This is a genomic window from Bacteroides intestinalis DSM 17393 (genome assembly GCF_000172175.1).
Lineage (GTDB): Bacteria > Bacteroidota > Bacteroidia > Bacteroidales > Bacteroidaceae > Bacteroides > Bacteroides intestinalis.
On sequence record NZ_ABJL02000008.1, the window covers coordinates 1,623,511 to 1,648,451 of the forward strand.

The window sequence follows — 24,941 nt, forward strand, 5'->3', positions numbered from 1 at the left end:
GAACATAAAGAGAAGAAGAAAGTTCATAAATGCAAGATATAAGTTAACAGGAAAGTACACAAACATTTGTTTCAAGGCATATTTATGCCTCGAAAGATCATATAACAACCCTAAAAATCGAGAATTACCAACCGAGTTTTTCGAAACCGGCAGATGTATACCACTCAGTAGAACGGTATGCCTTATCAGTGGCAGTATTAGAAGTCGAAGGAATATAACAGGATACACCGTTAGTTCCTTCCATAGAGAACATACTCTGGGAAAAACCAGAAAAGTTCATAGGAGTAGTAACCCAATATGCTACAGCTGAATTAAAAATCTGTTTCCATGCTTCATAAGCATTATCATCAGTAATCATTCGCATCATGCCCACCAGATCATAATACCCTACATGTCCATCCTGATATCCATCAGAACCACGACGTTTATCATAATCAAATACTGATTTACGAAGTGATGCATTATCAACCGTTCCGGGTAAAATTTGCTTTGTAAAGACAGCCAAATCAACTAATGGCTCGGTTCTCAAAGCACATACAGAAGCACCACCGGTCCAATTAGTATTCGAAATTCCATTACCCTCATCATATTTAGCTGCATAAGGTTCATAATAAGCCTTGGCTATATCTACTGCCGCATCTTCTGAAAAAAACATAGCAGGTACTAATTCATCATACGAAGCGCCAGGCCCCGGTATCTCTGTTGGAGAGCCAATACAATAATCCGTGTAGTCACGCAATTCATAAGCGACCTCTACCGATTGCATAAAACAAGCATCAAACAGGATAAAATCAAAATGAGGAGCAGTCTCCAAGATCTCGACAAATTCAGAAATATTCATTCTCTTATCACCGTTACCTATATCTTGCCCCACCCAGCGGGTATTAGCGCCTAACGGATAAGGAAGCCAGCCGTCACCATGCGACCAGTAAACCAGTCCATAACTATCAGCCTGATATTGAGTATTTGAGAAAACAGCTGCAAAGACTTCCTGCGTTTCAGATACACCTACCGAATTACGACTAGAGTAAGTCTTTACTACCTTTTCTACAACTGTCCCATTTTCATTTTTCAATTCAAGCAGCTGAGGAGATCCACCTTTATCTATATAAACCAGGAAATTCACATCAACATCTTCCACTTTTGCCATACCTACCTTCATTTCCTCAAAGTCCGGTAAAGCAAATCCAGAAAGGGTGTTATCTGCAGCAACATATACTAGCACCGTGCGACTACTCTTAAGTGGATCACCCGGTTCAACCGTTACCGTACAAGTAGCAGTTTTCCCGCCATCCTCAGTAATGACAGTAATCGTAGCAGTTCCCGGTTTTAGAGCTCTAATCTTACCATTGGTATCAACCGTAGCAATATCCGGATCACTTGATTTCCATATTACATTCTGATTGGTAGCATCATCCGGAGTAATGGTAGCAGACAAAGTCACATTCCTCCCCTCTTTTAACGAAAGGGCGCTCTCATTCAATGTAACGCTTGTTACAGCAACGATATCCGGCTCCTGTGGATGATCTTCACAGGCCACAAACAATACAAAAAAACAAATCCACAGAAGAAAATCAAGTTTAGTTCTCATGGTTACAAGTAATAATGGATAGCTCCTTGTTTCAGCAAGGAAGTGAAGCCGACTATTCTTCCGGCTTCTTGAAGCGGAATGCATCAGGGTCGATAGGCATCAACACTATCGATTTATTCTTCTTATATTTACCTTTTACTTTTGCTGACTCTTTCTCCAACTTCTTTTTATTCTCAGAGAAATAAATCATGCAAGTATAATCAGGACATTTCAAATCAAATTCCAAGTAATTCTTTAACTGATACGTATAAAGATCACGTTTAGGCAGGAAACCACCTTTATCCAGCTTGACACTATCCAACACTTGGATATCAGTAAAATACACTACCGTGTCATTGAAAGAGGCAGCAACACCAAATGCATACACAGCCTTTTCCTTGCCTTCTTTTCCTTTTTTGAATGAGAATGCCGAGCATACCATAAAAACCAACGCTACGGCAAAAAGTATACGAACGTATTTCATAATCTGTTTTTTGTTATATGTTGGCGACAAAGATAAGGATAAAAAATGAGAATGAGAGCAGATAAGCGCAAGAAGGTTGTAAACAAAGGGTTTAGGAGAAAAACAGTCAGTAAGTGAAAGCCAACGGAAACCGCAAAAAAGCCAAGTTAAACCGGAGTTGCGTTACTATCCCGTTACTTTGTTTCTAATAACGAGGTTGGTTTTAGGAGCTTTTTAAAGTGCTGAATAACAAGTCCAATCCGGGAGATTCCGGCGGCAAATGTCGTGGAAAATTCGGATTTCGGTTCCGTTAGTGCGAAAAAAGTTGTTTTTCGGGTGCGATTGCACTGATTGACTGCGTTTTGCATATCTACAGACAACTCTACATGAAATAATTTTGTAACCATTAAAAATTGTAGAGTATGAGATCGACTTTTAAAGTATTATTTTATTTGAAGCGCAACGCCCCGAAGAAAAACGGGCTTATTCCGGTAATGTGCCGCATCACGGTAAACGGCAAGATTTCCCAATTCAGTTGCAAGCTGGATGTAGAGGAAAAAACATGGAACATCGAGCTTGGCAGAGTATCGGGCAGAAGCACCGTTGCGCAGGAAACCAACCGTATGCTGGACAAGATTCGCGTGGGTATCAACAAAGCCTATCAGGACATTTGCGATAAGGACAATTATGTTACCGCCGAAAAAGTACGCAACGTTTTCTTAGGTATGGGAATGAATCATGAAACACTGCTGGCAGTATTCCGTCAGCACAATGAGGATTACGAAAAGCAGGTAGGCAAGATAAAGAGCCTGCGGAGCTATTGGAAATACTGCATCGTGTACAAGCATCTGGAAGAGTTCATCAAGCAACGCTATAAGGTCAGTGATATAGCGTTGAAAGAGCTTGCGCCCGCTTTCATCACGGATTTTGAACTGTTCCTGCGCACGGAGAAGAACCACTGCAACAATACGGTATGGTCGTATATGATGCCGTTCAGAAGCATTATTTTCATGGCTATCAATAACGGCTGGTTACAGCGTGACCCGTTCTACGCGTACAGTATCACAAAGGAGGAAACCAAACGCGGCTTTCTGTCAAAGGAGGAAATCAACCTCCTAATCAAAGGCACGTTCAAAAAGCCGAGCTATACACTGATACGTGATTTGTTCATCTTTTGTACCTTTACGGGATTGAGCTGGACGGATATGGCGAACCTTACGAAAGAGAACCTGCAAACCTCGTTTGACGGTCATTTGTGGATCAAGACAAACCGCCAGAAAACGGGAACGGAAAGTAATATCCGCTTGCTGGATGTTGCCAAGCATATCATCGAAAAATACGACGGAATGACCGATGACAACAAGTTGCTACCCGTGCCGTGCTACGTCAATTGCAAAAACAGTATCAAGGTTATAGCGAAAAAATGCGGCATCGAGAAAAACGTCACGTGGCACATGAGCCGCCACACCTATGCGACAACAGTCTGTTTATCAAACGATGTACCTATTGAAACGCTGTCGAAAATGCTCGGACACAGGAGCATTCGCACGACACAGATTTACGCCAAAATTACGGCGGAGAAGGTCAGCCGCGATATGGAAAAGCTGTCGAAGCAAATCGCACAGATGGAGAGTTTTATATGTCAGGCTATCTAACTAAAAAACGGATAAAGTTATGGAAAGAGGAATAATGACAATTAACAGGAATGGCGTTACCATAACGGGTAACGTCTGGATGACCGATTTTGAAATCGCCGAACTTTTCAGCGTAACCCTTCCGGCAGTAAACAGCCGTATCAAATCCATCTACAAAAGCGGAGTATTGTCGGAAAATGACACATACCGGTATATTCGTCTTGAAAACGGTAACCGTGCGGATGCGTATAATATGGAGATGATAACCGCCCTCGCGTTCCAACTGAACAGTCAGCCTGCAAAGGTCTTTCGGGAATGGATAGTGCGAAAGGCAGTATTACCCCAACGCACACATTCACCTATCGTTATCCAATTGAAAGACGGCTTTTTGTGTTAAGTAGAAAAACAGACAAGGGGCAAACCGCAACGTGTGGTTTGCCCCTTGTCTGTTTTTACCGGATTGCCTTCCTGTAATTCTCTTCCAGTATCCTTTCGATGTCTGTTTCTCGGTACAGGACTTTCCCACCGAAAATAATAAAGGGTATTTTCCGGTCATTGCGGTACTCCTGCAAGGTGCGGCGGCTTACTTTCAGCCTCTGGGCTACCTCCTTGTCCGTCATATACCGTTCTCCGCCGAGCGACGGACGGTAATTCTCTGCCAAACGGCTCACTTCTTTTGTTCCTCTGCGCAAAGCGTGCAGGGCTTCAGCGATGTGTTCATCATCCGCTGTCATTACATTGTCGTTCATCTGTTATTATGGATTTTAGTGGTTTGACGTATGGCTACGGGGTATCTTTTTCCGTCCGGAACTGCTCTATGGCGGGTAACAGCCGTTCCACCTCGTCCGGTTTGTAATAGAACTTGCGGTTTACCTGTGAGAAACCGATCAGCCGGTTATCCCGAAGCGTTTGCAGTGTTCGGGGGCTGATATGCAGCAGGCGGCATACTTCCTCCCCGTCGAGCCATTTGTTTATCTTCCTGTCGCCGCATCTGCGGTACAGCGTGTTTACTTTCTCCGTCAGCGTGCCCACACCGGAAAGCAACGCCTCAAAAGTCTTCTTCTCAATAATTACTATTTCCATTATTTAATCTGTTTTCGTGCAAAAGTAACCCGTAACGAGTTACTTCCGTACTGTTCCGCTGCGGATGGCAGCTTGTGTCGTCCGCATGGCGGCTATTGTCTTTTTTATCTTCCCCGAAATGCCTGAAAATCTTCCATAGGTGGTTGCCTACCTGTGGAAACGTCCCACGCAAATGAGAGAATTTTGCCCCGAAATCAAAAAGCAACGATATGGAAATCATCACGATGGAAAGTGCCGCCTATAAGGAACTGACGGCGAAAATAGATTTGATAGCCGGATATGTCCGGGAGAATGAACAGTCAAAGAAGAAAGATGCGGCAGAGGTATGGATGAGCAGCAGGGAACTCAAAGGGCTGCTCGGTATCAGCACCCGCACGCTTCAACGACTGCGGGACAACAAGCGCATCAGTTACGCCATCTTCGGGGGTGCTTGCCGCTATCCCGTGTCGGAGGTGGAACGGCTGGTCAAGGAAAGCATCTACAACTGCGACGCGCGGACGGTTGAAGAGTTCAAGCGCAATTACCTGTTACGCACGGGAGGCAAAAAAGGATGAGCACGCTGGACTTGGATACCTTCGAGGGGTGGATGCGCCAAATCATGGAACGCTTCGACCGGAACGAACAGCTTATCGCCTCTCTTACGGGCAAGGAGCTCAGGGAGGTGAAATACCTCGACGGGGAACGGCTGCTTGACAATCAGGACTTGTGCGAGCTGCTCAATACGAGCAAACGCTCCATCCAACGTTACCGCAGTTCTGGGACACTGAAATACCAGATGCTCTGGCACAAGGTGTACTATAAAGAATCGGACGTGCAGGAGTTCCTGCGAACCCATTTCAAGGAGTCCGAAGGGAAAAACGGTGAGAAAAGGCAAAAGGCATAAAGCCACAAACTTCCAGACGGAAGCCACAAGCTGCCACACGGTTCTTCCCCCATTGCGGGACGGTTGATAGCCGCTACTTTCGTGGGCGAAACAATTTCATTTTTAATTAAAAGCAATAAAGTATGGAACAAAAAAAGAATCAAAAGGACGTGCTGATTGTCCGGGACGAGAAGACGGGCGAAATCAGCGTCGTCGCCGGGCTGAAAAAGGACGGCACACCGAAAACGACCGCCGCTTCGGGAGCCAACCAGAAGGATTTTCTACTGTTCGACAAGAATAGCAACCCGCTGGACAGCTTTCTGGACAACTTTTTCCGGCAATGCAAGGAGCCGAAACGCTTCGGCTTCTACCGTGTGGCGGCGGAGAACATCGAGCATGTGATAGACGTGCTTAAAGACCTGCTTAAAAATCCCGAAAAGAACCGTGACCTGCTTGAACCGCACCACGTGGATACGTCCAAGTACGAACAGCAGGCACAACCGGAAAATACCCCGCAGGCGCAGGAAACGGAACAAGCGGCTGTACCGGAAAACACGGGCGAACAAGCGGAGGAACAAACCGGCGAGCAAGCACAACAGCAAGCCGGACAAAGCGGTACCGGCATTGATGAAAGCCGTATTGATTGGGCAAATCTTGAAGAACAGTACGGCATCAAACGCGAAGCGTTGGAAGCATCGGGCGATTTGGAAAAGATGCTCGGCTACGGCAAATCGGCACTTGTGACGGTCACTCCCCTGATTGCCGGGGAACGCTACGAGATAGAGGCACGGCTTTCATTCAAGGAAATGCCGGACGGCAGTATCGGTATCGTACCCCATACCATCCGCAAGGAACCCAAACTTGATGAGAAGTTCATGGAGCATGAATTTACGCCCGAAGACAAGGAGAACCTGAAAAAGACGGGAAACATGGGGCGTGTGGTGGAGCTGGTGGACAAGGAAACGGGCGAAATCATCCCTTCCTATATCAGTATCGACCGTCAGACCAACGAGATAGAGGCTATTCCCGTAAAAGACGTGCCCGTCACCACGAGAATCGGGCAGACCGAATTTACCGAACATGAAATAGCCGAACTCGTTGCCGGGCGTGCGCTGCCCAATAAAGAAATCGTCTTGTCCGAGAAACGAAAATTCACCGCCACGTTGCAGGTGAACGTGGAACGCCGGGGCGTGGAGTTCGTGCCCAAACCCAAACAGAACGGGCAGAACAGAAGGCAGCGCAATGGGCAGGTGACCGGACAAACGGCACAACAACCTGCCAGACCGGTTCCGACCGCACAAGCGGCAGGCGGACAAACCGCCACTGGGACGGAAGGCGAACAGAAGCCGAAAGTCTATAAATTCCAATGGCTGGATGAGAACGGGAACATCCGTGCCCCGAAAACGATGGGCGGCATACCGCTCACCCAGCAGCAACAGCAGAATTTTACAGCCGGGAACGCCATTCTTGTCAAGGACATGAAACGCGACGGAAAGGGAGAACCCTTTACTGCCTACGTCAAATTCAGTTTCGAGGCGGGCAAACCGAAATATTACCGCAACAATCCCGACGTGGCACAGGAAATCACCCCCGCTTCGGAAAGCCGCACGCAGGTGGCGGTCAATACACACGGGAATACCAATGAGGCTACCAGACATCTGAACCAACCTTTGCAGCAGGGACAAACGGCTCCTGCCAATACACAGCAACAAAGGACACAGAACCGTGCGGCAGGCGTAAGAATGTAGGCGTATGGCAGCATTTATCATTCTGGCAGTCGTGATTCTGCCCTGTGCAGTCGCCCGCTGGTGGTGGCTTACCGATTGGCAAGCCATCGAAGAGGAAAACAAGAGGTACTACACGGCGGAAGGACACCATATCTATTATGACCGCAAACTGATTGTGGCACTTCAAAAAGAGAAGTTAAAAGCAAAATCAGTAGCAGCAGAAGAAATATAATAATCAACCGGGGCATCGCCCCAACCACTAAAATCCACAATAAATAAATTAAATCAGTATGAACAATCAAATTTGCATTATCGCGGAAAAGCCCAGCGTGGCGAGGGAAATCGCCCGTATCGTGGGCGCAACGGAGAGAGCGGAAGGTTACCTGAAAGGTAACGGGTATTATGTAACATGGGCTTTCGGGCATCTGGTCATGCCCGCCCTGCCCGAAGGGTACGGCATCAAGGGTTTTCATCGTGACAACCTGCCGATTATTCCGCCCGTGTTTACCCTTGTCCCCCGGCAGGTCAAGGGAGAGAAAGGCTACAAGCCCGACAGCGGCGTGGTGGCACAAATTAAAGTTATCGCCCAACTGTTCCGTGAAAGCGATAAGATTATTGTCGCCACCGATGCAGGTCGCGAGGGAGAGCTTATCTTCCGCTAGTGCGCCCATAAGGCAGCATAATAAATATCTCTTTAGCAAGAGATTAGGTTCGTGTTCTTTGAGACAACCTACTACCAACCGACTTATCCGGAGGGGAAACCCAATGGGGAGTGTAGCATGTCGGTAAAGGCATAAGTCCACAAATTGCTATGTGGCGACTGAATGACAAGGTAGAAAGACAAACATAAGGATGAAGCCTGAATTGGTTGAACGATAGTCCAGTGGCTGTTAAATGAGCCGTGACGGAAGGCAATTATAAACGTCACGCTGTAGTACTCTTCCGGTATGTCGGACGGACTGAGCAAAAGAACAGACTACGGCACAACCGCAATATGCGGAGGAAAGGTCGAACGTCGCATCCGACAGTTTGTCGCGCTAATAGTTATTATGCAAGCTAAATGGGGATTGCCTAAGTTGGGATGCCGAAAGGCTATGAGGTTTAGCCTCTGAAAACCCAATATGGCAACGGAGCTTCCGTAGTAGTCCGAGCAGGGGAAAGCCCTGTACATGGCGAAGGGAAGCAGTTGGTAATTTTAATACAAACAAAGAAAAAACGTGTGAGACGTATGAGAAATTCAGAGAATGTATTAAACATTTTAAGTGAACACAGCAATGTTTCGGGCTACAAGTTCGAAAGGCTGTACCGAATTTTATTCAATGAACAAATGTTCTATGCCGCCTATCAGCGTATTTACGCCAAACAAGGCAACATGACATCTGGCACGGACGGTAAAACTGTCGACCAGATGAGCGTTCAAAGAATAGAAAGCCTTATTGTAAGTCTCAGAGATGAGTCCTACAAGCCGCATCCCGCAAGGAGGGTGTACATTCCCAAGAAGAACGGAAAGAAACGACCGCTTGGAATACCCTCTTTCGAGGATAAACTGGTGCAAGAGGTAGTTCGAATGATTCTTGAAGCCATTTATGAAGGGTATTTTGAATACTCATCACATGGTTTCAGACCCAAGAGAAGCTGCCATACTGCACTGGCTCACATTCAGAAGTCGTTTAGTGGGACAAAGTGGTTCATTGAGGGAGACATCAAAGGCTTCTTTGACAACATCAACCACGAAGTTCTGATAAACACTCTGAGAGAACGGATAACCGATGAAAGGTTCATTCGCCTAATCAGAAAATTTTTGAATGCAGGGTATGTTGAAGACTGGAAATTTCATAAAACGTACAGCGGAACACCGCAGGGTGGTTTAATTAGTCCTATTTTGGCTAACATCTATCTTGACAGGTTCGACAAGTACGTAAAGGAATACGCTCAATCATTCGACAAAGGCAGGGAAAGGCAAAGTAGTACAGAATACAAAAGACTTGAAAACAAAAGAAGCAAGCTGGTAATTAAGGCTAAATCCGTTGAAGATGAATCGGTCAGAATAAACCTGATTAATGAGATACGGAAGGTCGAGAGAGAAATTATTAAAACGCCTTATGGTTCAAACATGGATGAAACGTTTAAAAGATTAAAGTATGTGAGGTATGCTGACGATTTCCTAATCGGAGTTATCGGAAGCAAAGCGGAATGTATCGAGATTAAAGCAAACATTGCTCGGTTTATGAGCGAGAAACTCCATTTGGAATTATCAGATGAAAAGACGCTTATCACTCATGCACAGAACTCTGCTAAATTCCTCGGATACGAAGTCTCTATTCGTAAGTCCCAAGCACTAAGGCATAATAGGAATGGTATTTTAAGAAGACCGTTCAATGGTCGAATCGTTCTACGTGTTGCGAACGAGATAGTTAAAAAGAAGTTACTGGACTACGATGCAATATCGGTTGGGCAAGCCAACGGCAAAGAAGTCTGGAAGCCCAAAACTCGTTCTTACATGATAGGCATGAAGCCGGAGGATATTATGGCGCAGTATAATGCGGAAATAAGAGGATTCTACAACTACTATTCTATTGCTAACGATATTTCATATCTCGGCAACTCATTCGGATTTAATATGGAATACAGTATGTTCAAAACGATTGCTCAAAAGCAAAACAGTACACTTGCACAGACAATTAAAAAACTCCGCAGGGGTAAAAACTTTATTGTCGACTATGTGGATGGCAAAGGGCAAAAGAAGGTCAGAGTATTCTATAATGAAGGTTTTAAAAGAAAAACGGCAAAAGGTTACGCCCAATGTGACAACATTCCCAACACAAACATTAGCCCCTATCCAAGTCTAATTGAGAGGTTAAAGGCTGAAAAGTGTGAGTTATGCGGTGCGCAAGGCAAAACGGTGATGCATCATGTGCGTACCCTCAAAGACCTAAAAGGGGATAACGAGCGGGAGCAACTGATGTTAAAAAGACATCGCAAGACCTTAGCCTTATGTGAAACCTGTAATGCAAAAATTGATGTTCGCTAAAATGACAAAAACCAACGGAGAGCCGTATACAAGGAGACTTGTACGTACGGTTCGGGGGCAGGCTCTCGGAAACCTACCGTCGCAAGACGGCAAGGCGCTGAGTGCCGAGCCTACTTTATACGAGTACATCGGATGTGCCACCCCTTTTGACCGCCTCTGGATCAGTTCGCTTACCGACAAAGCCATCCGTGAGGGATTGGAAAACCTGAAATCCGGTGCGGAGTACGACAAGCTGTATTATGCAGCCAAAGCACGCAGTGAAGCGGACTGGCTCGTGGGCATCAACGCCACGCAAGCCATCACCGTTGCCGCCGGACGTGGCACATACTCGCTCGGACGGGTGCAGACGCCCACATTGGCGATGATATGCGACCGCTATTGGGAGAACAAGCGTTTCGTTCCCGAACCTGTATTCCAGCTCCATTTATCGACCGACGGAACGGCGGACGGTGAAGTCATGAAATTCTCTTCCATAGAAAAGTGGAAAGAGAAAGAGCCTGCCGAAACCGCCTACGGCATAGCCAAAGAGTGCGGGAAGATTACTGTCACCCATGTGGAACGCAAGGAAACCGTGCAGGAAGCTCCACTTCTGTATGATTTGACGACCTTGCAGAAAGAGGCGAACACCAAGCACGGGTTTTCGGCGGAACAGACACTCTCCATCGCCCAAAAGCTCTATGAGGCGAAGCTGATTACCTATCCCCGCACGGGCAGCCGCCATATCTCCGAAGACGTATTCGCCGAAATACCCACATTGCTGCTCACGTTGAAGAACAACCCGGCATGGGGCGGCTATATCTCCGGTATGGGCGACCTCTCACGCCGGAGCGTGGACGATACGAAGATTACCGACCACCACGCCTTGCTCGTTACGGAGGTAAAGGCACAGCATCTCGGTGCGGAGGAACGGATTATCTACGATATGATTGCCGGGCGTATGCTGGAAGCCTTCGGGGAAAGATGCGTAAAAGACGTGACGACCGTTTCGGCGGAATGTGGCGACGTGGCATTCAGCATCAAAGGTTCTGTCATTAAGCAAGCCGGTTGGCGTGGCGTGTACCGGCAGAGCGAGGAAACGGAAGAAGTGACGCTGCCCGAATGGAAAGAGGGCGATACGCTACCCGTCAAAGGGTGCTCGCTGACCGAAGGGAAGACCAAGCCGAAACCGCTGCATACGGAGGCGACTTTACTTTCCGCCATGCAGACCTGCGGCAAGGAGCTGGAGGACGAGCAGATGCGCCAGTCCCTCAAAGAGTGCGGCATCGGCACACCGGCAACAAGGGCTGCCATTATCGAAACGCTGTTCAGACGTGAATACATGGTGCGGCAGAAAAAATCCCTCGTCCCTACCGAAAAGGGGCTTGCGCTTTACTCGGTAGTCAGGGCGATGCGCATTGCCGACGTAACCATGACGGGCGAATGGGAAACGGCTCTCTCGCAGATCGAAGACGGCGGGATAAGTGCCGAAACGTTCCGCAAGGGCATTGAGGCGTACACCTCGCAGATTACATCGGAGCTGCTGAGTTCGGACAAGCTGTTCCCGCACAACGAAAGCGGCTGCACTTGTCCCAAATGCGGGAAAGGGATGATGCAATTTTACGGCAAGGTGGTACGTTACGGCAATCCCGATTGCGGGCTACCCATATTCCGGCAGAAAGCGGGAAAAACGCTGACGGATGCGGAGATTACCGAACTGCTTACCAAAGGGCAGACGGGCGTTATAAAAGGCTTCAACAGCAAGGAGGGCAAGCCGTTCAGTGCCGCCGTCGCCTTTGACAGGGATTTTAACACGGTGTTCGTGTTTCCCGATGTGAAAAACAACCGTAACTCCAAGCGAAAAAAGAAATAATGCGTATATTTACCACTGAATTTACAGGAAGTCATTCATACTATCTGATAGTTGGTACTGATTTTACTGTGGATTTTAGTGGTGGCACTCGGCGGGGACGTCGGGTGCCTTTCGCGTTTATACCTTTCCTGATTACAATAATCCACTAAAATCCACAGAAATATGAATGATAAGAATAAATCCGCAGAGTTTTCCTATTACGGACTGTACCTGCTAAAATACCTGAGAGAGAACCATCCCGACCGTGCTTCCGACACGGATTTCATAGAAGAACGTGCCGACCATGCAGCCGATGTGTACGAACAGTCCCGTCTGGAAGGGGCTACACCGGAAGGTGCGCAGGAGCTGGTAATGGCGGCATTGCTTCAGGACTTGCATTTTTCCAAGTACAACATCGTTATCGAAGTGTTGTGGAACGAGTTTGCCGATGAAGTGCCGCCGGGCGATGCCCCTGCATTCGCCTTGACACTGCTTCCCGCAATGGAAGAGGTGTTCGCCCGATACCCGCTTGCGGACGGTTTCACCTACACTGCCGGATATGACGGACTTTATACAGAACTGACGGGAACCGTCGCAATCTACCTCGAAGAGCATGGCATTTAACCGTAAAGCGAAGCTGCGGGACAACATCGAGGCGATACGGACGGTATTCACATTGGAAAAGGAAGGCAGGGCGGCTACTCCCGAAGAACGGGAAATACTTAGCCGCTACTGCGGTTTCGGCGGGTTGAAGTTCATCCTCAACCCTGCCGAGAACCTGATGGATGCCGTACATTGGACGAAATCAGACCGCGAGTTGTTTCCCATGACAGCGGAGTTACACAGGCTTGTCCGTGATAACTCGGCAGATGATAGAGAGTACAAACGCTATATGGACAGCCTGAAAAGCTCCGTCCTTACAGCGTTTTACACTCCCCCCGAAATCGTATCGGCAATTGCCGGTACGCTCCATGAACAGGGTATTATCCCCGACCGCCTGCTCGATCCGTCGGCAGGACAAGGGGTGTTCATCTCCGCTTTCGGTGCTGACGCTCCGGGAGCGGAGGTCATGGCTTTTGACAAAGACCTGCTTACGGGAAAAATACTCTCGCACCTTTACCCTGAACATAAAGTGCGTGCGGAGGGGTTCGAGCGGATTGAGAAACCCTTCATGGGTACTTTCGATGTGGTGGCATCCAATATTCCGTTTGGCGACATGGCGGTATTCGATCCCGAATATACGGGCGTTCCGGACAACGCCCGGCGTACCGCCGCCAAGAGCATCCACAACTACTTTTTCCTCAAAGGTCTGGATGCGGCACGTGAAGGCGGTATCGTGGCATTCATCACTTCGGAGGGTGTATTGAACTCCCCGAAAAACGAGCTTGTCCGCCGGCATATCGTGAAGAACGCTAATATCGTGTCGGTGGTACGGTTGCCCAACAACCTGTTTACCGACCATGCCGGGACGGAAGTGGGCAGCGACCTCGTTATCCTGCAAAAAGACACGACAAAGAACCGGGAGTTGTCCGAGCAGGAAAAATGGTTTATCCGTGCAACGGACATCGGGGATGGTATCATCGAGAATGAATATACGATGAGCGTCGCCCCGCTCCGGAACACGAAGATGCAGCACGGGACAGACCCATACGGCAAACCTGCCCTGCTTACCATCCATCAAGGTGGTATGCAGGCAATGGGCGAAGACCTGAAAGAGCATCTGGACATAGCCATTTCCGCCAATCTGAATATCGACCTATATAATAGGTACAGGCAAGGTGCGCCGGAAGTGAAGCAGGAAACCGAGAAACCGGCAGTTAAAAAGACAATTCAACCCGAACAGGAAGTAAAGCAGGAAGAGAAACAACAGGTTCGGGAAGTGTATTCCCCGGAACCGACCAAACAGCAAGAGGTTATCTCCGAAAAGCAACCGTCCGCGAAAAGAGAAGAGAAGCCGGAAATCACCCCTCCCGTGATGGACTTGTACGACCTGTTCAATTTCAGCCAAGAGGAACGGCGGCTCGCCCAATCGGGATTGAAGAGGAAACCGACCGGAAAGAAACCCAAACGTACCGCTTCCTCCAAACAGCGCAGTTTGTTCGACCAACCACAAGCTGCCAAGTCCAATCCGACGGCGGATGATACAGGTAAGGTACATGAAATATCCACCCCTCCCGTATCTCCAAGCATAGATATGGAACAGGTATATGCCGCTATGGATTGGAACACCAACCCGCCTATCAACGGCTTTTATGAGGCGATGATGGGGCTTACCCCAAAGCAACGGGCGGAACTGAGGGAAGGAAAAACTCTATCCGACCGTCCCGATGCGGAAAAGCCGGTGTACCCGGTTGGTGGAGGATTGGAGGAAGAGCAACGCCGTCAGGAGGAAATAAAACAACGGGAAGAAGCGGAGAAATTGGAGGCGGAGTTAATGAAGCCCCGTCCGCTGATGGCGAAATTGGAACCGCACCACAAAGAAGGAATGTTGGTGGCGGACGGCAATCAGGTGGGCTATTTGAAAGGTGTTACCCGCTACGGGGCTACGTTTCACCCGTTGGAGCTGGACAAGGCACAACAGGACAAGGCGGAGCTTTACATTTCCGTGCGCGACAGCTACCAGCGGCTTTATACTTACGAGGCGGAGATGCACGAGGAGAACAAGCCGGAACGTGCAGCACTGAATACCGCCTACGACACATTCGTGGAGCGTTATGGCAGGCTGAACGCCAAAGCGAACGTGAAATTCCTGCTTATGGACACTTCCGGGCGTGATATGCTCTCGCTGGAACGGGTGGAAAACGGGCAGTTCATCAAGGCGGACATATTCGACCATCCCGTCGCTTTCGCCCTGAACGACATTACGCACGTGGAAACACCGCATGAGGCTTTGTCCGCTTCACTGAACCGTTACGGGGCGGTGAATCTTGATTACATGGAAACGTTGTGCGACAACAGCCGGGATGAATTGGTGAAATTACTGAAAGGACGCATCTTTTTCAATCCGCTCGTGGACAACTATGAGATTAAAGACCGCTTCGTCGCCGGAAACGTGGGTGACAAGATGGAAAAAATCTTCCGTTGGGCGGCGGACAATGAAGGAAACGAACGTAAACCGGAGGTGGAAGAATCGCTGGCGGCACTCAGGGATGCCATGCCCCGACCGATTACGTTTGACGAATTGGACTTCAATTTCGGTGAACGCTGGATTCCGACGGGTATCTACACCGCCTACGTCAAGCACCTGTTCGGAACGGATGTTTCGATTGCCTATTCGGAAAGCATCGACGAGTATTCGGTCAAATGTAAGGAAAAGAACGCCAAAATCACCGACCAGTATGCCGTACAGGGGCAGTACCGGAAATATGACGGTATCAGCCTGCTGAAAAACGCCCTTCTGAACACCGTACCGGACATCAGCAAGAGTATCGGCAAGGATGAACACGGCAATGACATCAAGGTACGGGACAGCGAGGCGATACAGCTTGCCAACGCCAAGATTGATGAAATCCGTAACGGTTTTACGGATTGGCTGAACGAACAGTCGCCCGAATTTCAGAAGCGGCTGGCGGATATGTATAACCGCAAGTTCAACTGTTTCGTCCGTCCGACCTATGACGGTTCGCACCAGAGTTTTCCGGGCTTGGACTTGAAAGCGTTGGAAAAGAAGTATGGAATCAAGGAGGTGTACCAGAGCCAAAAAGACTGCGTCTGGATGCTGAAACAGAACGGCGGCGGAATTTGCGACACGAAGTTGGTACGGGTAAAACACTGATTATGAGCCTTGCGGCGCAAGAAATGAAGCGATTGGGATTGGCGCACAAGCCGATGATAATCGGGCTGAAAGCCAATGTCGCGGAGATAGCCGAGTGTTACCGCACGGCATACCCGAATGCGAAGATTCTTTATGCGACGGAAAAGGACTTTTCACCCCAGAACCGGGTGAAGTTCTTTAACAATATCAAAAATAATGATTGGGATTGTGTCATCATGTCGCACGACCAGTTCGGAAAGATACCGCAACCGACCGACGTGCAGCAGGAGATTCTGCAAAAGGAGCTGGATTCGGTGGAAGAGAATCTGGACGTTTTGAGGGCACAAGGCAAAGAGGTATCGAGAGGGATGCTCAAAGGATTGGAGAAACGGAAAATCAACTTGCTCGCCAAACTCGAAAAGGTAGAGCACGCCATCAAATCCCGCACGGATGATGTGGTGGATTTCAAGCAGATGGGTATCGACCACCTGTTTATTGATGAGAGCCACCAGTTCAAAAATCTTACCTTCAACACCCGCCACGACCGGGTGGCGGGGTTGGGAAACAGCGAAGGAAGCCAAAAGGCTCTCAATATGCTGTTTGCCCTGCGTACCATTCAGGAACGCACGGGCAAGGATTTGGGGGCTACGTTTCTTTCGGGTACGACTATCAGCAATTCGCTGACAGAACTGTACCTGCTGTTCAAATATCTCCGCCCGAAGGAACTGGAACGGCAGAACATCAACTGTTTCGATGCGTGGGCGGCTATCTTTGCCAAGAAGACTACCGACTTTGAGTTTTCTGTTACGAATCAGATAATACAGAAAGAACGGTTCCGCTATTTTATCAAAGTGCCGGAACTGGCGGCTTTCTACAATGAGATTACCGATTACCGCACGGCGGCGGATGTAGGCGTGGACAGGCCGGAGAAGAACGAGATACTGCACAATATACCGCCCACACCCGTGCAGGAAGAGTTCATCAAGAAACTGATGGAGTTCGCACAAACGGGTGATGCGACGGTATTGGGACGGTTGCCCTTGTCGGAAACGGAGGAAAAAGCGAAGATGCTGATTGCCACCGATTACGCCCGCAAGATGGCACTCGATATGCGGATGATTGATCCGGACAAATACGACGACCACCCGGACAACAAGGCGAGCCACTGTGCCGCCAAGATTGCGGAGTATTACAAAAAGTATGACGCACAGAAAGGCACACAGTTTGTTTTCTCGGATTTAGGGACATACCAGCCGGGAAAATGGAGCGTGTACAGCGAGATTAAACGTAAGTTGATTGAGGATTACGGTATTCCGGCAAACGAGATTCGTTTTATTCAGGAGTGCAAGAATGAGAAGTCACGCAAAGCGGTGATAGATGCCATGAACGAGGGGAAGGTGCGGGTATTGTTCGGCTCGACGAGTATGCTCGGAACGGGCGTAAACGCACAGAAACGGGCGGTTGCGCTTCATCATCTCGATACGCCGTGGCGACCGTCCGACCTTTCCCAGCGGGACGGACGGGCGGTAAGAAAGGGCAATGAGATTGCGAAGTTCTTTGCCGACAACAAGGTGGACGTGATTATCTATGCGGTTGAAAAATCGCTGGACAGTTATAAATTCAACCTGTTACACTGCAAGCAGACCTTTATTTCCCAGCTTAAAAGCGGTGCTATGGGCGCACGTACCATCGACGAGGGCAGCATGGACGAGAAATCGGGTATGAACTTCTCGGAGTACATGGCTATCCTTTCCGGCAACACCGACCTGCTGGACAAGGCGCGTCTGGAAAAGAAAGTCGCCGCATTGGAAAGTGAGCGCAAGAGTTTCTATAAAGATAAAAGCGGCTCGACGTGGAAATTGGAATCGCATACCAAAAAATTGGATGAGAACAACGAACACATTGCCAAGCTGACCGCAGACTACGAAACCTTCACCTCACGGGCACAGACCGACGAGGACGGGTATTACCGCAACCCGGTAAAGTTGGACGGTCTGGCGGCTACCGATGCGAAAAGCGTCGGGACACGGCTACAGGAGATTGCCAAGAACGCCACAACGGGCGGTGAATACCTGCCTATCGGTGAGTTGTACGGTTTTCCTATACTTGTGAAAACGGAAAGCTCCATCCGTGAGGGCGTGGAGGTGAAACAGAACCGCTTCTTTATTGAGGGGGCGTACAAGTACACCTACAATAACGGACAGTTGGCAATGTCCGACCACAAGGCCGCAGCAACGAATTTCCTCAATGCGCTTGACCGCATTCCCAAACTGATGGAGCAGTACAGGACGGAGAACGAGAAATTGGAGAAGGATTTGCCCACACTTCGGGAAGTAGCCGGCGGTACGTGGAAAAAGGAGGATGAGCTGAAGAAGCTCAAATCCGAAGTGGCGGTGTTGGAACGGAAGATTCAATTGGAACTCGTACCGCCTACACCAGAAGTAATCGAAAGAGGAAATGACGGGCAACGGATCAAGCTGGTAGCAAATGCCGACAATACAAATCCACTACGCACCGAAGATGTTCCGCAAGTACGTAGTCCAGTAAATGAACGAAGTGTCGCAGGCAATTTCATTACAGATCATATCATCATCGGGCGTCCGGGATTTCATGTCAAGGATAAAAACGAGTTGAAGGGTATAAAACTGTAAAATATGTGACTTTATTAAATCATTCGCCTTTATATGTTAGTAATGGCGGATGATTTAATATTTACAAGAAATGCTATACTATGTTTTAATAAAGAACGATTATTTTGAGATTACAAGTATCTATTTTGATAATTCATGAGTTCTTCGATCCTCTCACCAAGTCGCTGTACTCAACATTACCAGAGCCTAATTTTTCTTGTAAATAATCAAAAGCAGCCCATGCATTAACATTTGTTCCGCACGTAAACAGATCGACAGCCGCATAACGACACTCTGGCCAAGTGTGTATGGTCAGATGAGATTCTTGAATAACAATAACACCACTCACTCCCATAGGAGCAAACTTGTGAAAATTCTCTTGAACAATTGTAGCTCCGGCTTTTATAGCTGCTTCATGCATATAAATACGCACTTGTACTACATCATCAAGTAATTCGTTGCTACAATCATAAAAATCGGCAAGAATATGATGTCCCAAAGAGTGGTATTTGGAAACTATCGGATTCTTTTTTTTATGCTGTCGTTGAAAAATGTGGCACTTACACATCAGACAACCATGTTCTTTCAAATCCTTAATAGTTTGGAAATCTTTGTCACTCCCTACTAAATATGTTTGTCCGCATTGCTTGCAACGATAACTATTTTGTTTAGGATGCCTATCTCTCGTGTATATATCGTTACGCCCTTTCTTCTCGACAGGAAAAACTGCTCTGGTACGATTCGTTGTTTCCAGTACGAATAATTGGCCTTTGTTGCCTAATGAAGAGGCTCCTTCGTATTCATTGAATTGCACGAGAATATCTTTGATTGATAAACCGTGCAATTGGAAACTTTTCTGCAATAAGTAGCCTTCGTCAATCGACTTATTCCCAAACGAAAAGAAAATCTTTAGGCCTTGCTCTTCTTTTAATGTACTGATGGCACGTGAAAGGAATAAAGATGCTCCTTCCTGAGTATATGGCGGATCAGTAAATAGACAATCAAAACGACCTAACAAATGTGTAGGAAGAGGCATTCGTAAATCACCTTGCTCACACTTTATCGGTAATGCATACAGTTTCGCTTGTTTCTGTAGAAAGTCAATATAACGTCTGTCCAGATCAATCACATGGATATTTGTCGGATAGACATTTTGAGTAGGGTAAAGTTCTTTTAATAAGAAACCAATGGCAAGACTAACAAAATCATCATCACCTAAACAGAGTATATGTTTACCTACTAAGACCACATGAGTCAGACAAAGTAAAGCACGGCGGAATGCTGTTCGGATAGTACATTGGGCTTGATCCAGAGTCACGTCAGCAGATGGACGTTCATCAAAAGCAACTCCATATTTCTCACAAAGGATATTCGCGTATGTTACCCTTGCCTCTTCACTTGTCATCAATTTTCGATACAAACCAATATCTATATTTTCGTAACCAAGCACCTGCTCACTATAGCTTTTTCCGGCAAGAGTTAGCTTTATTCCACCACCACATTGTTCCCATGTTCCGAGTCTGATACCTTCTTTCTTTAATGCAGTTACCATTGGTGGAAAATCCAGTGTAAGCTGCCCCCTAAAACCAAGCGATTCTACCCCCTTAAAACATTCAACAATGCCCCCTTAAAAAGTCTTGACCGATGGGGTTATTATTATTTTAGTTTATTTCCCTCTGTATGCAGCCATTTTACGGACACTTTCTCCTGTCAGCTCAATCCGGTGCGCCGTATGTATAATACGATCCATAATGGCATCTGCTACTGTAGGGTCTCCGATTGCATCATACCAATTGTCCGTTGGCAGTTGCGAGGTGATGATGATGGACTTGCGCCCATGTCGGTCCTCTATTATATCGAGCAGGATGGGGCGTTCCTTGGCATCAAGGTTCACAAGGAAGAGGTCATCCAATATGAGCAGCGTGCTCCGTTCGATTCTCTTGAGTTCCGATTCCAGTGTGCCTTTTACTTTTGCCACCTTAAGCGTACCCATAAGTTTCGGAGCATTCGCATAATATGTCCGTATGCCCTTCTTGCAGGCTTCATACCCCATTGCTGTGGCAAGGAAGCTCTTCCCGGTACCGGATGACCCTGTGATGAAGAGGTTCTGTCCCTTGCGGATGAACTCCAGCGATGCAAGCCGCTCCATCTGATTGCGGTCAAGGCCACGCGGGATTGCATAGTCTATCTGCTCGAGGCAGGCCTTGTAGCGGAACGCCGCCCCGCGTATAAGGCGTTGGATGGCTGCATTGGCACGGTAGTCCCATTCCCTGGCAAGTAACATGTGCAGGAAAGAGTCGATTGTCATTGTTTCTGCCATAGTGGAGGTCAGGCTTTCAGTGAAGGCGGCGGCCATGCCGTGCAGCTTCATACGGTTCATCAGTTCGATTGTCAACGTGTTGCGGTCTTTTTCGACAGCTATCGGTGCGGTAAGATTATTTGTTTCCATTGTTGTCTCTATTTAAATGTTTTAATTGTGCGAAGTAGGCTGCTCCGCGGATGTTTTTGTGGATAGATGTTACGGGGACCTCATCGTCGATGTCGTCTTTTGACAGGAAGTCTGCATCATCCCCGCGTTCAAGGATCCGCCTTATCTCCTGATATCCGTATAGGCGCAGTTGCGTGGCGCATGCGCTTGCCGCCACCAACCGTTCCAGCCCGAAGGTCTTCTCCAACGCCATGATGCCTCTGCATGAACGGAACGCCGCGGGAGGATACTTCTTGAGTTCCGCCACCTTGCGCAGATACAGCCGCAGGACGTTATCTGTCTGGCCGGCCCGTTCGTAAATCTGTTCCAGATCCTTTTCATAACTTCCATGACGTCCGGGCAGTCCGTGGGCATCCTTGGTCGTATAGGAGTATGGCGTGTCATCGCGCTGGTGTGTGGTCACCAGACGCAGGCCATGATATATTTCCAGCGTGTCCGCATCATAGACAATCTCGACACGTTTGCCTATATACTCTTTCGGTACGCTGTAATGGTGAAGCCTGAAGGTGACATAGCCGTTACGCATTACTGTTGCGGAGCGTCGCTCTTTCATCTGATGGCGTATGGCGGGAAGCGGGCGGAGGCAGTCGGACTCAATCTGCTCGAACTGTTCCCGTCTGGACTGGGGACGCCCGCTCATCCTGCGTCCGTTGAAGGCCGAGAGCGATTCGGATATGGCCGCATTCAGAGACTCCAGCGAGTGGAATACAAGACCCTCGATGTCAGCGTAGACGGATCGGTAAAGCAGCTTCACGGCATTCTCCACCAAGGCCTTGTCCTTTGGATGACGTACCCGTGTGGGGTATACGGTACATCCGTAGTGTTCGGCAAATGCCGCAAACTCCTCGTTGATTACCGGCTCGTTACGGTCGCTGCGGGTTACCGCCGATTTGAGGTTGTCTGGTACGATCGCCATCGGAACCCCGCCGTAAAAATGAAGCGCGTTCTCACACGCCTTAATCAAGTCCTGCCTTGACTGGGACCAGACCGCCTCACAATAGGTATAGTGGCTGCACGGAAGTATGGCCACGAACACTTCAACGCTGCGACATTCACCGCTTTCACTGTCAACGACTTCCAGTTTGTCACCGGCGAAGTCGATATACATCTGGTCTCCGGCATAATGCTCGACATGGCCTACGACATGTGTCACCATACGGTAACGCATGAGATAGTTGCCGAAACTGGCATGTCTGTATCCGTCAGGATGGGTCTCGCGGTACTCTTCGTACAGGGTTTTCACTGTTACGCCTCGGCGGCTAAGCCGGGCAGCATACTCAGGAAGGAGTGCCTCAAGCTCAAGCTGGCGTTGTGACGGTTCCCTGTTACGGCCAACACCTTCAGAGAACATTTCCTGGATGCGAGCGGAAGGCATGGCGGCCAACTCCTTTATCGGTATACCACACTCTTGAAACAGGCGCACATATCTGCGCACCGTGTTGCGGGAAAGCTCAAAGCTCCTGCTTATCTGCTTTATCCCCATCCCCAATGCGTAACATTGGAGGATGTTTGCTATCTTTGTTGTCATAGTAGAAATGATTTTATCCCACCGGTCAAGACGGGAATCAAATCTACGAAAAATCCCCTGCCGGGCATTGCTAAGCAGGGGTATTTTTATATTGGAATCAAGGGGGTAGGATTATTTTAGCACAAGGGGGCAGAATCGCTTGGTTTTAGGGGGCAGCTTACACTGGATTTTCCACCTACTATGGTACTTGTATTTCCTCAAATCATTGATTTATATATCATTCGCTGAGAAATAAATGGTAGGAGAAGATATATTCTTTTCTTTTTTCTATCTTTGCACTCAGCGATGCAAATAGCATCGTGGTAATTTGTTCGTTTACTTAAACTCAGAAATCGCCAATTTCAAAATGCAAGAAGTAAATGGACTGGAAAGGTTATATCTTGACGTAACCTGCCGGTTCATCTTGCATTGGGCGTTTGGCGATGCCTTGAGTTTGTGGATTGGCAGAGTTACGTCATTTTTAATATAATAACCATATGAAACTACAAGCAACAGCCCTACAAGGCATCGTGAAATCTTTGGGCAGTAATGAACTTTTCTATTTATTGCCGATTCAGGATTTGTCAACATTACAGGAATTGAAAGGACATCTGACTACGGCAATAGATGTATTGAGTAATATTGAAGAACAAAGCACGGAGCATCGTTTGGATGCCATTCGTACCTTAAACAGTTTTGTCGCCGCCTTAAGCCTGCACGATGGTGACCATTACGAAGCGATGGACACGGCTTTTGAAGAGGTCATCAAGTAAATGGTACTATAAGAAAGTTCGCATAGCCGGAAAAAGAAATATCCCCTGCCTGCAAGTGATTGTTCACTGCTGGCAGGGGATTGTTCTATGGCTATGTTATAACCTGAATACGGTTGCCCTATTTATGGGGTAATGGTATTCGGATTTAAACAAGGTCTAATATGCCTATAAAAAGAGTAATGATTTAATCTTTAGATTTTTGCAGAACTTCTCTTGCTATATTCATTTTTTGCGTTACCTTTGCACAAAGAGTTGTTTGACGAAATGCAAAGCACAGAACTTCACTGAAGTTACATTGTCGCTAAATCGTTACCAATAACTTTCTTCTTTTCTACTCTAAACTGTCATTCAGGCAGATACAGAAAATTTTATTATCCGTGGCAAAGATAATGCAAACCGAGAGCAAAATAAAATGAATTCATTCATTTTTTTATGCTAAAGCGCAGCTCATCTTCACTTTTATGGTAAAAAAACAAAAAAACCGATGATCATAATATGACCACCGGTTTTTAATTCTTTCTATTTGTCGGAAATTGATATTTCTTATTATCCCAAATAAGACTTGAGCAATTTACTACGATTACTTTGTCTTAATCTTCTAATTGCTTTTTCTTTAATCTGGCGTACACGTTCACGGGTCAAACCGAATTTGTCGCCGATTTCTTCCAATGTCATTTCTTGTTGTCCGATACCGAAAAACATCTGTATGATTTCTTTTTCCCTATCGGTTAACGTAGAAAGTGCTCTATCAATTTCCCTCGCAAGAGACTCGTTCACCAAAGAGCGATCCGCCATAGGAGAGTCGTCGTTTACTAACACATCCAGCAAGCTGTTGTCTTCTCCTTCCACGAAAGGTGCGTCTACCGAAATATGGCGTCCGGATACCTTCAATGTATCGGAGATTTTATCAACAGGGATTTCTAGTTCATCTGCCAACTCTTCGGGAGACGGGCGACGTTCATTTTCCTGTTCAAACTTGGAGAATGCTTTGCTGATCTTGTTCAGCGATCCTACCTGGTTCAACGGAAGACGCACAATACGCGACTGCTCTGCCAAAGCCTGCAAAATGGACTGACGTATCCACCATACAGCATAACTAATGAATTTGAAACCACGTGTTTCATCGAACTTTTCAGCGGCCTTGATCAGTCCTAAATTACCCTCGTTAATCAAGTCGGGCAAACTCAAACCTTGGTTCTGGTACTGCTTGGCCACAGATACAACGAAACGCAGATTGGCACGTGTCAACTTCTCCAGTGCGATACGGTCACCCTTACGGATGCGTTGAGCGAGCTCTACCTCTTCTTCGACAGTTATGAGGTCTTCGCGACCGATTTCCTGCAAATACTTGTCAAGAGAAGCGCTCTCTCTGTTAGTGATACTTTTTGTAATCTTAAGTTGTCTCATTCTTCTAAAACAGATTTGGGTTGCAAAGTTACGACATTTAATTTAGTTATAAGCTAACTTGCCCTAACTTTTTTATCTTATTCACTATAGTATTATAAACAAAAAGAATGCCGACAAGTTAGTTGTCGACATTCTTTTTCTTCTTTGTTAGCTAATATTACAATCTTCTTACCTAAAAAACATA

At 47.4% G+C, this 24,941-nt stretch carries 17 protein-coding genes and 3 pseudogenes; 12 read left to right on the plus strand and 8 right to left on the minus strand.

The annotated features are described in order from the left end of the window. Nucleotides 1–124 precede the first annotated feature (124 nt). Together BACINT_RS15890 and BACINT_RS15900 are read right to left on the minus strand one after the other, a co-directional pair. Complete coding sequence (locus BACINT_RS15890) at nt 125–1,591, minus strand: clostripain-related cysteine peptidase (protein ID WP_007664837.1); 1,467 nt, start codon at nt 1,589–1,591, stop codon at nt 125–127. A 52-nt stretch (nt 1,592–1,643) separates the two neighbouring features. Beyond that, the gene (locus BACINT_RS15900) at nt 1,644–2,054 is read right to left on the minus strand and encodes a hypothetical protein (RefSeq protein ID WP_007664838.1); all 411 of its coding nucleotides are present in this window, start codon (nt 2,052–2,054) and stop codon (nt 1,644–1,646) included. A 401-nt stretch (nt 2,055–2,455) separates the two neighbouring features. Between BACINT_RS15900 and BACINT_RS15905 the strand changes: the two genes are divergently transcribed. Further along, nucleotides 2,456–3,688 (plus strand): site-specific integrase, encoded by a 1,233-nt coding sequence (locus BACINT_RS15905; protein WP_007664839.1) that lies wholly within the window; start codon nt 2,456–2,458, stop codon nt 3,686–3,688. 19 nt (nt 3,689–3,707) lie between these two features. Next, nucleotides 3,708–4,064 carry a hypothetical protein gene (locus BACINT_RS15910; protein ID WP_007664840.1) on the plus strand — a complete coding sequence of 119 codons (357 nt, stop codon included), beginning with the start codon at nt 3,708–3,710 and terminating at the stop codon, nt 4,062–4,064. A 55-nt stretch (nt 4,065–4,119) separates the two neighbouring features. On the opposite strand, the gene BACINT_RS15915 is transcribed toward BACINT_RS15910, so the two are convergent. Both BACINT_RS15915 and BACINT_RS15920 read right to left on the minus strand, forming a co-directional pair. Beyond that, nucleotides 4,120–4,416 (minus strand): helix-turn-helix domain-containing protein, encoded by a 297-nt coding sequence (locus BACINT_RS15915; protein WP_007664842.1) that lies wholly within the window; start codon nt 4,414–4,416, stop codon nt 4,120–4,122. Between the two features lie 34 nt (nt 4,417–4,450). Continuing rightward, entirely contained in the window at nt 4,451–4,750 is a 300-nt protein-coding gene (locus BACINT_RS15920; RefSeq protein ID WP_007664844.1) for a helix-turn-helix domain-containing protein, read from the minus strand. A 209-nt stretch (nt 4,751–4,959) separates the two neighbouring features. Here BACINT_RS15920 and BACINT_RS15925 point away from each other — a divergent pair, with 209 nt between their 5' ends. The 9 genes and pseudogenes from BACINT_RS15925 (at nt 4,960) to BACINT_RS15965 (ending at nt 18,603) form a co-directional block, all read left to right on the plus strand. After that, nucleotides 4,960–5,304, plus strand: coding sequence for a helix-turn-helix domain-containing protein (locus BACINT_RS15925; protein ID WP_007664846.1), 345 nt, complete (start codon nt 4,960–4,962; stop codon nt 5,302–5,304). Next, the gene (locus BACINT_RS15930; protein WP_007664848.1) at nt 5,301–5,633 is read left to right on the plus strand and encodes a helix-turn-helix domain-containing protein; all 333 of its coding nucleotides are present in this window, start codon (nt 5,301–5,303) and stop codon (nt 5,631–5,633) included. Before BACINT_RS15925 ends, BACINT_RS15930 begins: the two co-directional genes overlap by 4 nt. Nucleotides 5,634–5,755: 122 nt before the next feature. Next, a complete protein-coding gene (locus BACINT_RS15935) occupies nt 5,756–7,360 on the plus strand; it encodes a DUF4099 domain-containing protein (RefSeq protein ID WP_007664850.1) in 1,605 nt (534 codons plus the stop codon). A gap of 4 nt (nt 7,361–7,364) precedes the next feature. Then, nucleotides 7,365–7,571, plus strand: coding sequence for a hypothetical protein (locus BACINT_RS15940; RefSeq protein WP_007664853.1), 207 nt, complete (start codon nt 7,365–7,367; stop codon nt 7,569–7,571). 58 nt (nt 7,572–7,629) lie between these two features. Next, a pseudogene (locus BACINT_RS15945) lies at nt 7,630–7,998 on the plus strand (toprim domain-containing protein); the annotation flags it as partial. A gap of 569 nt (nt 7,999–8,567) precedes the next feature. Continuing rightward, complete coding sequence (locus tag BACINT_RS15950) at nt 8,568–10,370, plus strand: reverse transcriptase/maturase family protein (protein ID WP_007664858.1); 1,803 nt, start codon at nt 8,568–8,570, stop codon at nt 10,368–10,370. Between the two features lie 115 nt (nt 10,371–10,485). Continuing rightward, nucleotides 10,486–12,219, plus strand: a pseudogene (locus BACINT_RS15955) (DNA topoisomerase); the annotation flags it as partial. Nucleotides 12,220–12,381: 162 nt separating this feature from the next. Next, complete coding sequence (locus BACINT_RS15960) at nt 12,382–12,822, plus strand: DUF1896 family protein (RefSeq protein WP_007664861.1); 441 nt, start codon at nt 12,382–12,384, stop codon at nt 12,820–12,822. Further along, nucleotides 12,812–18,603 (plus strand): annotated as a pseudogene (locus BACINT_RS15965) (N-6 DNA methylase). Before BACINT_RS15960 ends, BACINT_RS15965 begins: the two are co-directional and overlap by 11 nt. Before the next feature lie 133 nt (nt 18,604–18,736). Here BACINT_RS15965 and speD read toward each other — a convergent pair. From speD to istA, 3 genes are all read right to left on the minus strand, one after another. After that, nucleotides 18,737–20,134 carry an adenosylmethionine decarboxylase gene (speD, locus tag BACINT_RS15975; RefSeq protein ID WP_007664867.1) on the minus strand — a complete coding sequence of 466 codons (1,398 nt, stop codon included), beginning with the start codon at nt 20,132–20,134 and terminating at the stop codon, nt 18,737–18,739. 114 nt (nt 20,135–20,248) lie between these two features. Continuing rightward, a complete protein-coding gene (gene istB / locus BACINT_RS15980; protein WP_005824105.1) occupies nt 20,249–21,031 on the minus strand; it encodes an IS21-like element helper ATPase IstB in 783 nt (260 codons plus the stop codon). Next, complete coding sequence (istA, locus tag BACINT_RS15985) at nt 21,018–22,598, minus strand: IS21 family transposase (RefSeq protein WP_007663077.1); 1,581 nt, start codon at nt 22,596–22,598, stop codon at nt 21,018–21,020. The genes istB and istA overlap by 14 nt, the downstream gene beginning before the upstream one ends. Nucleotides 22,599–23,074: 476 nt before the next feature. Between istA and BACINT_RS15990 the strand changes: the two genes are divergently transcribed. Further along, nucleotides 23,075–23,350 (plus strand): hypothetical protein, encoded by a 276-nt coding sequence (locus BACINT_RS15990; protein WP_007664875.1) that lies wholly within the window; start codon nt 23,075–23,077, stop codon nt 23,348–23,350. Nucleotides 23,351–23,896: 546 nt separating this feature from the next. Here the strand turns inward: BACINT_RS15990 and BACINT_RS15995 are convergent. After that, nucleotides 23,897–24,757 carry a sigma-70 family RNA polymerase sigma factor gene (locus BACINT_RS15995; protein ID WP_007209697.1) on the minus strand — a complete coding sequence of 287 codons (861 nt, stop codon included), beginning with the start codon at nt 24,755–24,757 and terminating at the stop codon, nt 23,897–23,899. Nucleotides 24,758–24,941: the final 184 nt, after the last annotated feature.